We start from the raw sequence: 12,650 nt of genomic DNA on the forward strand, positions 1-12,650 counted from the left end.
TAGACGCCGCAGCGGAGAAAAAGCAGCGGCGAGACAGGGAAGAAATTATTTCTGTGAATCAGCGTCTGATGGAGCAACGACGTTGCTGTCGTTTTCATCATGAGCATTTTCATCATGAATATTTTTATTATTAACAGCAGGTGTCTCAGCAGCGTCTAGCGCCTCGTTCAGCTTACGTGAAATCGGCTTGCCATAATCCTGATCGCTATAGCGCGTCAGCCACAGCGACAGGGCTTTTAGCGAGTCCGGCGTAAATTCATCGCAGCGAGCGGTGATTTCCTGCGGCGTCAGCCAGCTGACCTCATCAACCTCTTCTTCCTGTAGCGCAAACGGCCCGTGGGTGACGCAGCTAAACAGCCCGCCCCATACCCGGCAATTCTCGCCTTCGTAATAGAACAAGCCGTGCTCTGCGAACGGCACGCCCGCAATGCCAAGCTCTTCTTCGGCTTCACGGCGTGCGGATTCCAGCATCTGCTCACCGCTTTGCACTACGCCGCCAGCGGTCGCGTCCAGCCAGCCTGGATAGAAATCTTTGATTTTCGTCCGGCGCTGCACCAGAATTTTACCCATTCCATCATGCACAACAATGTAAGTAGCACGATGACGAAGACTCTGAGCACGCATCTGCTGACGACTTGACTGAGCAATTACCTCGTTGTTTTCATTGACGATATCAACCCACTCTGTGCCTGCTGCCTGACTTTGTTCCGCCATCCTCTGAAACCCTTTAGTATTGGCACGTTGCTACGCGCGTCTGTTTTAAATGATCGAACTTTGCTGTGAATATTCCCTGCTGCCTTGCTGTTATTCAAGGTCAAAAACAGGGTATACGCTAAATTAGTGCCTAATCGTGACCCGTGCAATAGGTTCGCCGCCGTGTAACGGCAGAACCCGCAGTTCGTCTTGTTCAAGTAAACCGTAGCTCGCGGGGTATCCCCCTTTCGGCAAGCTCACTGAGCCGGGATTGAAAAAGTAATATTCCCCGCGTTGCTCAGCAACTGGGATATGAGTATGACCATATACCAGCACATCCCCCGCGTGTAGCGGTGGCATATTCTCTGGATGATAAAGATGACCGTGCGTCAGGAAAAGGCGATTCTGCGGCAATAGCACATGTTGCCACGGTGCCGTTATCGGAAAGGTCAGCAGAATCTGATCAACCTCGCTGTCGCAATTCCCCCGTACGGCAATGATACGTGACGCATAAGCGTTCAGCCGGGTAGCCACTTCCGCAGGCTGATACGCCTCCGGCAGCGGGTTGCGTGGGCCATGATTGAGAAAATCGCCCAGCAAGATAAGCCAGTCAGCCTGGCTCTGCTCAAAGATTTCCAGCACGCGCTCCGTCGCACTGAGGGAACCGTGTATGTCGGACGCAAACATCAACTTCATCGTTATCTCCACAACGTTTATATCAACAATGCTACACCCACAACGCCCGCATCCTTCATCGGACGTAGTCTACCAAAGTTGGCAGCACGCTTCCGGTAAAGATCGTATAACGAGGTGCGCCATCGTTTATTTTTCACTCGTAGAAGTGGTAGGGTAAGGGCCCGTTCCTCAATACGCTATTCTGACAGCGCATCGCTCTCTGAAGCGATCAACTGCCATACAGTCCATGATGTTTTTCTGAATTAAAACGGAGACTTGATTCATGATTGACCTGTATTACGCACCAACCCCTAACGGGCACAAGATCACCCTGTTTCTGGAAGAAGCTAATCTCCCCTACCAGCTCCACCGCGTGAATATCAGCAAAGGCGAACAGTTCAAACCGGAGTTTTTGGCTATCTCGCCTAACAACAAAATTCCCGCGATTGTCGATACGCAGCCCGCGGAAGGTGACACGCCAATTAGCCTGTTTGAATCTGGCGCGATTCTGCTCTATCTGGCGGAAAAGCACAGCGTGCTATTGAGCACGTCATTACGTGAGCGTACAGCCACACTACAGTGGCTGTTCTGGCAGGTCGCCGGTTTCGGGCCAATGCTGGGGCAGAATCATCATTTTAACCACTATGCCCCTCAGCCAGTGCCTTACGCCATTGAACGCTATCAGCAGGAGACGCAGCGCCTGTATCGTGTGCTGGATAAACACCTGCAAGACAGCCCTTGGCTAGCAGGAGAAAATTACAGCATTGCCGATATCGCAACCTACCCGTGGGTCGTTTCTTATGCTCGCCAGCGCGTCAACCTTGATGATTACCCAGCGGTGAAGGCGTGGTATACGCGTATCAGTGAGCGCCCGGCAACGCAACGGGCTTACCAGCTCGCCGAGCAATAAAATTCTGGCATCATCTCATTCGGCCTTTGGGTATCTTCTGCTATGGTAATCAACATATTGTCGTTAACGATACCCCTGACGCTGCGGTTTAGTCGCAGCAACAGAAGCAACCGAGGGCCGAGCAATGCCACATCATCCTTCTGACGCCATTATTCGTATAAAAAATCTGCGGCTGCGCACCTTCATCGGTATCAAAGATGAGGAAATCACGAATAAGCAGGATGTGATCATCAACGTTGTGATTCACTACCCAGCAGAACAAGCACGCAACAGCGAAAATATTGCCGATGCGCTGAACTACCGCACCATCACCAAAAACATTATTCGCCACGTAGAAGATAACCGCTTCGCTTTGCTGGAAAAATTAACGCAGGATGTGCTCAACATCGCCAGCGATCACGAATGGATAACCTATGCTGAAGTAGAAGTAGATAAACCGTTTGCCTTGCGATACGCCGATTCGGTTTCCATGACCCTGCGTTATCACAAGGCATAAAGATAAGGGGAAGCGATGCAACTACTCATAACAGGCGGAACCGGCCTTATTGGCCGCCATCTTATCCAACGATTACAGCTGCTTTCCCATGACATCACGGTACTGACACGCGATCCTGAGCGCGCTCGAGGCGTTCTCGGCAATCAGGTGGAATATTGGTCCACGCTGAGTAATGTCACCTCACTGAACGACTTTGACGGCGTCATCAATTTGGCGGGTGAACCTATCGCCGACAAACGGTGGACGCCACAGCAAAAACAGCGTCTGGCAAAGAGCCGCTGGAACATCACCGAACAGCTTGCCACGCTGATAAAGGCCAGCAGTGAGCCGCCAGCGGTTTTTATCTCAGGATCCGCTGTCGGGTATTATGGCGATCAGGGAGAAGCGCTGGTCACGGAAGATGAATCCCCAGTCGATGAATTCACACATCATCTGTGCGCTCGCTGGGAAGCGCTGGCGCAGTCCGCCGAAAGTGATAAAACCCGCGTCTGCCTGCTGCGCACCGGCATTGTGCTGTCAGCACAGGGCGGCGCGCTGGCAAAAATGCTGCCGATTTTCCGCCTCGGACTTGGCGGGCCGATGGGTTCCGGTAAGCAATATATGCCGTGGATTCATATTGATGACATGGTGAACGGGATTATTTATCTGCTGAACCAGCCGATACTGAACGGCCCTTTCAATATGGTTGCGCCCTACCCGGTTCATAATGAACAATTTTCTGCCATGCTGGCACACGTATTGGATCGTCCCGGTTTCCTGCGGGCTCCCGCTTTTGTGATCAAACTACTGATGGGAGAAGCGTCGACGCTGGTACTGGGCGGACAGCGCGCCATTCCGCAGCGGTTAGAAGCCGCAGGCTTTACTTTCCGCTTCCTTGAGTTGGAAGAAGCCCTACAGGACGTCATCAAGAAACCGAGCTGATAACTATCCATCTCAGGTTGCTGGTAGCCTTTTCGCAGAACGAGAACGATGATAATGGGATAGAAGAGTAAAGCGTCCGCGCCAAGGATGGCGCGGCTCGAGCGTACAGGGATGTATTCACAGCGTCTTTACGATCTACCCATTATCATCGCTCAATGCACATCATCAGCCCCCAAACCTACTTCAATGCCCCAGACAAAAACTGCTGCAAACGTGCACTTTTCGGGCTACCGAAAAGCAGATCCGGTGGCCCTTCTTCTTCAATCACGCCCTGATGCAGGAAGATAACGTGGCTGGAAACATGGCGGGCAAATTCCATTTCATGCGTCACCACCACCATCGTTTTCCCTTCCTCCGCAAGCTGCTGCATGATGCGCAGCACCTCGCCGACCAGTTCGGGATCGAGCGCTGACGTAGGCTCATCAAACAACAAGACTTCCGGCTCCATCGCCAGCGCCCGTGCAATGGAAACGCGCTGCTGCTGACCACCGGAGAGATCCGACGGATATTTCTGTTGGGCAGCATCTGTGATCCCGACCTTGTTCAGATAGAACACCGCCCGCTCACGCGCTTCCGCTTTACTGAGCCCTAACACCTGAATTGGCGCTTCCATCACGTTCTCTAACGCCGTCATGAAGCTCCACAGGTTGAAGTGCTGAAATACCATCGTCAGACGCGTCCGCAGCATCTGAAGCTGCTTTTTATCAAATACCTTCAGCTGTCCGTCAGTATCGCGCACCATGCGAATTTCCTGATCGCTGACGTAAATCGCCCCTTCACAGGGTTTTTCCAGAAAATTAATGCAGCGCAGTAAGGTACTTTTCCCCGAACCGGACGACCCGATAATCGAAATAACGTCACCCGCTTTCGCCTGTAATGAGATCCCTTTCAGCACCTCATGCTGGCCATAACGTTTACGCAGTTCCGTCACCATCAGTTTGTTATTCGACATACTCTTTTTTCCTGCGTTTAATGAGATGAACGGGTATAAAGATGACGTAACCAGCGCCGTTCCGCCTTTCTGAACAGCCCAATTAACACAAACGAGATCGCCAGATAGATGACCGCCGCAATGCCAAAGGCATAAAACGGCTGGTAGGTTGCGGCATTGATATCACGGGCAATCTTCAAAATATCCGGCACCGTTACGGTAAAGGCCAGCGCCGTTGAATGCAGCATCAGAATCACTTCGTTACTGTAGGCGGGCAGCGCAATACGCAGCGCACTCGGCAAAATAATGCAGCGATACTGCTTAAAGCGGGAGAAACCGTATGCTCTGGCCGCTTCAATTTCCCCATGAGGTACCGCGCGGATTGCTCCCGCAAAAATCTCTGTCGTGTACGCACAGGTATTCAGCGCCAGCGCCAAAATGGCACAGTTTAGCCCGCTGCGAAAAAAAGCATTCAGCATGTCGGTGCCGCGCACAATCTCCAGGCTATACACGCCAGAATAGAACACCAGAAGCTGCACGTAGAGCGGCGTACCGCGGAATACATAGGTGAATAGCCAAACCGGAAAGCTGAACCGGCGTCGCGGCGACACCCGGGCAATCGCCAGCGGCAGCGCCATCAGCCCGCCGATAACTACCGAAGAAATGAGCAGCCAGAGCGTCATCGCTAGCCCGGTTAAGCGGTAACCATCGCTCCACAGGAGCGGCTGCCAATATTGTTGCAGGATCTCACTCATAATTTATTTTTTTGACTCCCTGCGAATAGTGCCTTTCCAGCCACCACAACACGCCGTTAGAAATGGTGGTAAAAATCAGGTACATCGCCCCGGCAACCAGCGCAAAATAAAACGGTTCGTGTGTGCCCTTACCGGCCAGTTGCGTCGCCTTAATCACATCATTCAGGCCAAGCAATGACACCAGCGCCGTCGCTTTCAGGATCACCTGCCAGTTATTGCCGATGCCCGGTAGCGCAAAGCGCATCATGGAAGGAAACAGAATACGGCGGAACACTTTCATAGGAGAGAAACCGAACGCGACGGCAGCTTCGATTTGCCCACGCGGCACGGCAAGATAGGCACCACGAAAGGTTTCCGTGAAATACGCGCCGTAAATAAAGCCCAGTGTAATAATCCCGGCAGTCAACGGATCGATGTCAATCTGATCCAGACCGATCGATTCCGTCACGCCATTTAAGACAATTTGCAGACCATAGAAAATCAGCAGCATCAGTACCAGATCGGGAATGCCGCGAATCAGCGTGGTATAGCAGGAAAAACACCCCGCCATCAGACGGTTGGAAGACAGCTTCGCCGACGCACCAATCAGGCCGATAGCCAGCGCCAGCAGTAACGAACTCGCGGCCAGCTCCAGCGTCATGATGGCACCATCCAGAATTAGCTGGGAATAGCCATAGAGCATCAATGATATCCGTTGAAATAGCGGTTAATGGCACGCTGCGTCATCAGTCAGGAATACGGCACGAGAGGAACGATCCCGTGCCGCATGCCCTACGATCCCGCTACACATGTGATAAAGAAATGAGAGTCACACTGGCGACATTAGCCGCCGTAGACGTCAAAATCGAAGTATTTTTTCGCGAAGGTATCGTAGGTACCGTCTTTACGCATTTCTTCAAAGGCTTTATCCAGCGCGGCCTTCAGCTCAGTATCCGCTTTGCGCAGACCCATGCCGGTCCCCACACCGAAGAATTTGTCATCTTTTACCGCCGGGCCAGCAAATTCATAGTCTTTACCCGCATCAAGCTTCAGGAAACCTTCACTTGCGGCGACTTCATCCTGAAAGGCTGCATCAATACGGCCTGCGGCCAGATCGGCATAAATCAGATCCTGATTTTGGTAAGCAACAACGTCAACGCCTTTCGGCTGCCAGTTAGCATTAGCAAAGGCTTCCTGTGTTGATGCCTGCAATACGCCAACACGTTTACCGCCCAGAGAAGCTAACGTAGGTTCAATGCTCGCCCCTTTCTTCGCAATCAGGCGTGAATTGGCCGCATACAGCTTCTCGGTGAAGGCAATTTCCTGCTGGCGTTTTTCGGTGATGGATAGAGAAGAGATAATGGCATCGATTTTTTTAGCTTTAAGGGACGGAATTAACGCATCAAAGTCGCTTTCTACAAACGTACAGTTAGCCTGAATACGCTTGCACAGCTCTTTCGCCAGATCGATATCAAACCCAACCAGTTCACCGCTGGCGTTTTTGGATTCAAAGGGAGCATAGGTAGGATCGGTACCAATTTTAATATTCTTAGGAATCTCCGCCATCGCGCTACCCGCAGCCAGAATGAGTGCCAACGGCAAGACTTTGATCAGTTTCTTCATATTGCTACCCTTATCATGAGTGATTGATGTCATGTGTCGTCAATGTCGGAATTATTTAGAGTGTATTGCTTTAAAAATGAACGATATGAGTGCTATTTGTTTTCTACGCCGACCATTACAGTTTTTGTAGCAGTTTTCATGCCACAATGAACGTAGGGATGTCGTAAAAAACTCATGAGCGAAGCGCACAGAAAATAATAGTTAACCATTTGATTCTGCAATATTTTAAGAGGATTTTTTTGGCGCATAGTAATAAGAATAGATAACATTGGCATGAATACAAAAACTCAATTGCACTATTTTGGTGCTTTTGTGCACAAAATTAGTGCAATGTGATAAAAAGGCACAAAAAAAGGGCAGTAAAAGTTTACAGCCCTGAGAGAAAAAAATAGCGTGCCTGGGTCTCTATCCTGCTAGGACGCACCTTGCCAGCGGATAAAGAGATCTTTTGGCAGGTCGATATCAAACTGGTCCAGAATACGATTCACCGTCTGATCGACAATATCCTGCACACTTTCTGGGCGATGATAAAACGCAGGCACAGGCGGCATGATTATCGCACCCAGCTCAACGGCGGTGGTCATCAACCGCAAATGCCCTAAGTGCAGCGGCGTTTCACGTACCCCCAGCACCAGAGGACGACGCTCCTTCAACACCACATCGGCCGCGCGGGTCAATAGGTTGTCGCTGTAGCTGTGCACAATGCCGGACAGGGTTTTTATCGAACAGGGTAAAATCACCATGCCTGCCGTTTTAAACGACCCCGAAGAGATGCTGGCAGCAATATCACGTGTGTCATGCACCACATCGGCCAGCGCCTGCACGTCACGCAGGCTAAAATCCGTTTCTAACGCCAGCGTCTGCCGGGCGGCCTGACTCATGATCAGATGCGTTTCGATACCTTCCAGCGTCTGTAAAACCTGTAGCAGCCGGATGCCATAAATGACGCCGCTGGCACCGGAAATTCCTACAATGAGTCGCTTCATTCATACTGCCTCTGGCTGGCCGCGTAAGCAGAAACGCGGAAAAATCATCTGCGCAAACTTTGCCGCATTGATTAGCGATAAGCAAGGATAAGCACCGAAATCCGATTTTCTCTATACAACTGTTTTCCAGATACAAAAAAAGAGGGAAGACACTTTCGCTCCCTCCCCCTTCAATACAGCCTTAATGTGCGACTAGCTGTTAACCTTCGTTGTGCAATTCCAGATCTTCGACTTCATTCTGGCTACGCAGCGCTTTGGCATCGTCATTGCGCAAGACTTCCAGATAATCCAGATAGCCTTGATCGACATCCTTCGTCACGTAAATCCCGTTAAACACCGAACATTCAAACTGAGCGATATCCGGGTTATCTTCACGCGCGGCTTCAATCAGATCGTCGAGATCCTGGAATATCAGCTCATCGGCACCAATAATCTTACAGATTTCATCCACTTCGCGACCGTGGGCAATCAGCTCATTGACGCTTGGCATGTCGATGCCGTACACGTTAGGGAAGCGAATTTCCGGTGCTGCCGAGGCCAGATAAACACGCTTGGCTCCTGCTTCACGCGCCATCTCCACAATCTGTTCCGACGTTGTACCACGCACGATGGAGTCATCCACCAGCAGTACATTCTTGTCACGGAACTCAGCACGGTTGGCGTTCAGCTTACGGCGTACCGATTTCTTACGCGCCTGCTGTCCCGGCATGATAAACGTGCGACCAACATAGCGGTTTTTCACAAATCCCTGACGATACGGCTTGTTGATAATGCGCGCGATTTCCAGCGCGATATCACAAGAGGTTTCAGGAATCGGGATCACGACATCAATATCGAGGTCTTCCCACTGGCGCGCAATTTTTTCACCGAGCTTCTGGCCCATGCGAACGCGTGCGCTGTAGACAGAGATTTTATCAATGAAAGAATCCGGGCGAGCGAAGTAGACATATTCGAACAGGCACGGGTTGCTCTTTGGATTCTCTGCACACTGGCGGGTAAACAGCTGCCCTTTTTCCGTAATGTAGATCGCTTCTCCCGGCGCCACATCGCGTAAAAATTCAAAGCCCAGCGTATCCAGCGCGACGCTTTCTGACGCCACCATATACTCGCTGCGGCCATCTTCCAGATCGCGCTTACCAATCACCAGAGGACGAATCCCGTTTGGATCGCGGAAAGCCACCATTCCGTGACCGATAATCATGCCAACACAGGCATAAGCACCGCGAATTTGCTGGTGGGTCGCGGCAACGGCCGCAAAAATATTATCGGCTTCCAGCGGGTAGTGTTGGAAACGGTCCAGCTCTCTGGCGAAAATATTCAGCAGAATTTCAGAATCAGACGTGGTGTTAACGTGACGACGCTCCTGCTCGAACAGCTTTTTACGCAGTTCGTGGGCGTTAGTCAGGTTACCGTTGTGAGCCAGCGTGATACCGAACGGAGAGTTAACATAGAAAGGCTGTGCTTCCGAAGCGCTGGAACTGCCCGCGGTCGGATAACGCACATGACCAAGCCCCATGTTGCCCTGTAAGCGTTGCATGTGCCGCGCTTCAAACACATCTTTCACCAGGCCATTGGCCTTACGCAGGCGAAAACAATTAAAGGCATCGATGGTCACAATACCCGCAGCATCCTGCCCACGGTGTTGCAACACCGTTAACGCGTCATAAATCGACTGGTTGACCGGTGTAAAACCGGCGATACCGACAATACCGCACATGGTGTCTTTTCCTCATCAGCGCTACCGCAGCGGTAAATGCTGCGGCAAGAAACTTGACGTGCTTTGCAGGTAGTCAAAAAACCACCTGATAATATAACTGAACTGCGGGATTAACTGGGATTGCTTCCAGTCATCACTTTGTGAAAAACCGGTGAACGTATCCAGAAAGAATAGCAGTGCGGAAACGATCAGCACCCCGCGCAGCGCACCAAAACAGATGCCCAGAACGCGATCGGTGCCGGATAATCCGGTGCGTTCAACCAGTGAACTAATCACATAGTTGACGATAGCTCCCACAATCAACGTTGCAATAAACAGAATGGCAATCGCAATGCCGTTACGCACCAGCTCATCATCAAAACGGGTGAAGTAGACCGCGAGGTAAGCGTAGTAATGGCTGGCGACAAAAAAAGCACATCCCCAGGTTACTAACGACAGCGCTTCGCGAACAAACCCCCGGATCAGGCTAACCAAAGCCGAAAATCCGATGATGCCAATAATGACGTAATCAACCCAAACCATGAACTATCCTAATAATGAACGATGCTACCGATAAGCCGCTACGTCATCCTGTTCGCGGCGCATTCTAACAGAAAAAGAAAACGTTTGCGTAGCGTATTTCCGCCGATTTCATCGATAGATAATCAGGCGAAAAAACCGACAAGACGTCATGCCTGATTCTATTAACTCTCGGCATCTCAAAACTCACAGCAGGCATCTTAAAACAGATGCGGGGCGACGTATCACTGATGTGAACCTCGTCCCCGCGGCCTGCTTTTGCTTATTTACGTGCTCGACTGCGAACCATCCATCACGTAATCATCCGCTCGACGACCTTAACGAACGGAATGTGCTCGCACCTGCCCGCTTAATCCGCTGAGCTGCTTCAGCTCGCCCAATGAAGACTCCAGCTTCTGCTTCGAGGCATCCGGCCCCACGTAAATACGGGTGATTTCGCCCGAAACCGGCGTTGATGGCACAGTATACGCGCGGTAGCCAGAGAGACGAAGCTTAGCGACAATCTCGTTCACCTTATCCGCGTTTTTCAGCGCACCAAGCTGCACAATATAGGCCTGTCCGACAGGCGCTTGCTGCGTCGGCTGCGTTTCAGGCTTCACTTCCGGTTTGGGTTCCGGTTTAGGCTCTGGCTTCGGTTTCACCTCTGGTTTCACTTCTGGCTTCACCTCAGGTTTTGGCTGAGGCTTCGGCGTCACTGGCGCGGGCGTCTGAACTGGCGGACGCTCAACCACCACTGGCGGTGCCATCATGGCTGGCGTATTCGTGCCAGAATGGGACGATGGCGGCGCCTGCGTCGTGGTTTCAGGTGCTGTAGTTGTAGATGATGTGGATGATCTCGCTTCGGCTTCCGCGCTGTTTTGCATCGCCGCTTCCGCCCCTTCCGGCGGCTGACTCGGCAACGACGGGTTCAGCGCAGGCAGCGCTTCCATCTCATTGCTGTCACCCGGTTTGGGGATCAGCGGAATCGATGCAAACTCGTCTTCGTAATGCTTTTTCTTACCGTCCAGCAGGCCGGGTAAGACGATCACGCCCAGCGCGACCAGAATAACCGTACCGACCAGCCGATTCTGAAATTTACTCGCCATTCGCCTTCTCCTCATCCAGCGCTTCCATCACATGCGCTACCGTATGAAAAGATCCACACACAATGACGATATCCTGCTCCGTCGCCTCGGACATCGCCTGCTGCCAGGCGGTCACGACATCGGGGAACGATTGGCTGCGCGTCAGGTGCTCAGCAATATGCTGCGCCGTTGCACCACGCGGCCCTTCCAGCGGTGCGCAATACCACTCATCCACTACGGGTGTTAAGTGGGCCAGCGTACCGGCGATGTCTTTATCCGACAGCATGCCGACGACAGCCCGCACTTTTCCGGTTTTCGACAGCCCGACCAAACGGTTTGCCAAATACGCCGCCGCATGAGGGTTGTGCGCAACATCAAGAATCAATCGCGGTGACGCCTGCACGGTCTGAAAACGACCGGGTAATGCGGCGTGCTGCAAGCCTTGTCGAATCGCCTCTTCACTCACGTTGAGTGAAGAATAGTGCAATGCAGCCAGTGCCGTGGCGGCATTGGCTAACGGAACGTTGGGTAACGGCAGCCGTGACAGCTCGCGCTGTTTATCCTGCCAGCTCCACGTCTCACGCTGCATTGAATATTCCCAGTCGCGACCACGGCGGCGCAGCTGCGCGCCTTTCTCAACGGCAACGTCGGCAATCGTTTCTGGCATATCCGGCTCGCCAACAACGGCTGGTCTACCCTGCCGAAATATCCCGGCTTTCTCGCGGCCAATGCTTTCCCGATCGTTACCTAACCAATCGGTATGGTCGATCGCGATACTGGTTACCACGGATACATTCGCATCCACAATATTGGTGGCATCCAACCGCCCGCCTAGCCCGACTTCCAGAATAACGACATCCAGATTCGCCTGCTTAAAGAGTTGCAGCGCCGACAGCGTACCGAATTCAAAATAGGTGAGCGATACCGCCCCTCTTCCGGCTTCGATATCCGCAAAGGCCTGAGTATGCAGCGCTTCAGGCAATTCTTTGCCCTGAATACGCACTCGCTCGGTATAGCGAACAAGATGGGGAGAGCTGTACACCCCCACCCGTAGCCCGGCAGCTAACAGAATGGACTCCAACGTACAGCAAGTCGTTCCTTTGCCGTTTGTCCCCGCGACGGTGAAAATCGTGGCGGCAGGCTGGAGCAGTTGGAGATGTTCGGCAACCTGCTTAACGCGATCCAGGCCTAAATCAATGGCCTGAGCGTGCAGGTGCTCAAGATAATGAAGCCACGTGACCAAAGGTGACGTGGCTTGAGGTATTTGAAGAGTATCCATGAGTCCCGTTCACTAGCTTACGGTTCATTGCGGGCAGAGCGTGCGTATTACTACTCGGTCGAGAACGACGTGGTCGAGTACCACACGTCCTGCCCATCATGT

Annotated in this window: 14 protein-coding genes; 3 read left to right on the forward strand and 11 right to left on the reverse strand. The window is 52.1% G+C overall.

Going from position 1 to position 12,650, the window contains the following annotated elements; translation table 11 throughout:
- Positions 1 to 45: 45 nt before the first annotated feature.
- Positions 46 to 714 carry an NUDIX hydrolase YfcD gene (gene yfcD / locus JFY74_14080; protein ID QQG27228.1) on the reverse strand — a complete coding sequence of 223 codons (669 nt, stop codon included), beginning with the start codon at positions 712 to 714 and terminating at the stop codon, positions 46 to 48.
- 123 nt (positions 715 to 837) lie between these two features.
- Entirely contained in the window at positions 838 to 1,389 is a 552-nt protein-coding gene (gene yfcE, locus JFY74_14085; GenBank protein ID QQG27229.1) for a phosphodiesterase, read from the reverse strand.
- 262 nt (positions 1,390 to 1,651) lie between these two features.
- On the opposite strand from yfcE, the gene yfcG reads away from it, so the two are divergent.
- The 3 genes from yfcG (at position 1,652) to JFY74_14100 (ending at position 3,695) form a co-directional block, all read left to right on the forward strand.
- Positions 1,652 to 2,278 carry a GSH-dependent disulfide bond oxidoreductase gene (yfcG, locus tag JFY74_14090; GenBank protein QQG27230.1) on the forward strand — a complete coding sequence of 209 codons (627 nt, stop codon included), beginning with the start codon at positions 1,652 to 1,654 and terminating at the stop codon, positions 2,276 to 2,278.
- Between the two features lie 124 nt (positions 2,279 to 2,402).
- A complete protein-coding gene (gene folX / locus JFY74_14095; protein QQG27231.1) occupies positions 2,403 to 2,774 on the forward strand; it encodes a dihydroneopterin triphosphate 2'-epimerase in 372 nt (123 codons plus the stop codon).
- Between the two features lie 15 nt (positions 2,775 to 2,789).
- Positions 2,790 to 3,695: a TIGR01777 family oxidoreductase gene (locus JFY74_14100; protein ID QQG27232.1), complete on the forward strand. Its 906-nt coding sequence runs from the start codon at positions 2,790 to 2,792 to the stop codon at positions 3,693 to 3,695.
- Positions 3,696 to 3,873: 178 nt separating this feature from the next.
- Here the strand turns inward: JFY74_14100 and hisP are convergent, their stop codons facing one another.
- The 9 genes from hisP to folC all read right to left on the reverse strand — a co-directional run bounded on the left by hisP (position 3,874) and on the right by folC (position 12,548).
- Positions 3,874 to 4,647, reverse strand: coding sequence for a histidine ABC transporter ATP-binding protein HisP (gene hisP / locus JFY74_14105; protein ID QQG27233.1), 774 nt, complete (start codon positions 4,645 to 4,647; stop codon positions 3,874 to 3,876).
- 17 nt (positions 4,648 to 4,664) lie between these two features.
- Entirely contained in the window at positions 4,665 to 5,381 is a 717-nt protein-coding gene (locus tag JFY74_14110; protein QQG27234.1) for an ABC transporter permease, read from the reverse strand.
- Positions 5,374 to 6,063, reverse strand: coding sequence for a histidine ABC transporter permease HisQ (locus JFY74_14115; protein QQG27235.1), 690 nt, complete (start codon positions 6,061 to 6,063; stop codon positions 5,374 to 5,376). The genes JFY74_14110 and JFY74_14115 overlap by 8 nt, the downstream gene beginning before the upstream one ends.
- Before the next feature lie 140 nt (positions 6,064 to 6,203).
- Positions 6,204 to 6,983 carry a transporter substrate-binding domain-containing protein gene (locus JFY74_14120; protein QQG27236.1) on the reverse strand — a complete coding sequence of 260 codons (780 nt, stop codon included), beginning with the start codon at positions 6,981 to 6,983 and terminating at the stop codon, positions 6,204 to 6,206.
- A 413-nt stretch (positions 6,984 to 7,396) separates the two neighbouring features.
- Positions 7,397 to 7,969, reverse strand: a complete 573-nt coding sequence (locus JFY74_14125; GenBank protein QQG27237.1) for a UbiX family flavin prenyltransferase — start codon at positions 7,967 to 7,969, stop codon at positions 7,397 to 7,399.
- Between the two features lie 199 nt (positions 7,970 to 8,168).
- Complete coding sequence (gene purF / locus JFY74_14130) at positions 8,169 to 9,686, reverse strand: amidophosphoribosyltransferase (protein QQG27238.1); 1,518 nt, start codon at positions 9,684 to 9,686, stop codon at positions 8,169 to 8,171.
- Positions 9,687 to 9,707: 21 nt separating this feature from the next.
- Entirely contained in the window at positions 9,708 to 10,208 is a 501-nt protein-coding gene (gene cvpA, locus JFY74_14135; GenBank protein QQG27239.1) for a colicin V production protein, read from the reverse strand.
- A gap of 314 nt (positions 10,209 to 10,522) precedes the next feature.
- Positions 10,523 to 11,290, reverse strand: a complete 768-nt coding sequence (gene dedD, locus JFY74_14140; GenBank protein QQG27240.1) for a cell division protein DedD — start codon at positions 11,288 to 11,290, stop codon at positions 10,523 to 10,525.
- A complete protein-coding gene (gene folC, locus JFY74_14145; GenBank protein ID QQG27241.1) occupies positions 11,280 to 12,548 on the reverse strand; it encodes a bifunctional tetrahydrofolate synthase/dihydrofolate synthase in 1,269 nt (422 codons plus the stop codon). Before folC ends, dedD begins: the two co-directional genes overlap by 11 nt.
- Between the last annotated feature and the right edge of the window lie 102 nt (positions 12,549 to 12,650).

It is taken from the genome of Pectobacterium carotovorum, from assembly GCA_016415585.1.
Taxonomy (GTDB): Bacteria; Pseudomonadota; Gammaproteobacteria; order Enterobacterales; family Enterobacteriaceae; genus Pectobacterium; species Pectobacterium carotovorum_K.

Coding starts and splice junctions, on each gene's coding strand:
- yfcD (QQG27228.1), bottom strand. CDS start 714: ATGGCGGAACAAAGTCAGGCAGCAGGCACAGAGTGGGTTGATATCGTC.
- yfcE (QQG27229.1), bottom strand. CDS start 1,389: ATGAAGTTGATGTTTGCGTCCGACATACACGGTTCCCTCAGTGCGACG.
- yfcG (QQG27230.1), top strand. CDS start 1,652: ATGATTGACCTGTATTACGCACCAACCCCTAACGGGCACAAGATCACC.
- folX (QQG27231.1), top strand. CDS start 2,403: ATGCCACATCATCCTTCTGACGCCATTATTCGTATAAAAAATCTGCGG.
- JFY74_14100 (QQG27232.1), top strand. CDS start 2,790: ATGCAACTACTCATAACAGGCGGAACCGGCCTTATTGGCCGCCATCTT.
- hisP (QQG27233.1), bottom strand. CDS start 4,647: ATGTCGAATAACAAACTGATGGTGACGGAACTGCGTAAACGTTATGGC.
- JFY74_14110 (QQG27234.1), bottom strand. CDS start 5,381: ATGAGTGAGATCCTGCAACAATATTGGCAGCCGCTCCTGTGGAGCGAT.
- JFY74_14115 (QQG27235.1), bottom strand. CDS start 6,063: ATGCTCTATGGCTATTCCCAGCTAATTCTGGATGGTGCCATCATGACG.
- JFY74_14120 (QQG27236.1), bottom strand. CDS start 6,983: ATGAAGAAACTGATCAAAGTCTTGCCGTTGGCACTCATTCTGGCTGCG.
- JFY74_14125 (QQG27237.1), bottom strand. CDS start 7,969: ATGAAGCGACTCATTGTAGGAATTTCCGGTGCCAGCGGCGTCATTTAT.
- purF (QQG27238.1), bottom strand. CDS start 9,686: ATGTGCGGTATTGTCGGTATCGCCGGTTTTACACCGGTCAACCAGTCG.
- cvpA (QQG27239.1), bottom strand. CDS start 10,208: ATGGTTTGGGTTGATTACGTCATTATTGGCATCATCGGATTTTCGGCT.
- dedD (QQG27240.1), bottom strand. CDS start 11,290: ATGGCGAGTAAATTTCAGAATCGGCTGGTCGGTACGGTTATTCTGGTC.
- folC (QQG27241.1), bottom strand. CDS start 12,548: ATGGATACTCTTCAAATACCTCAAGCCACGTCACCTTTGGTCACGTGG.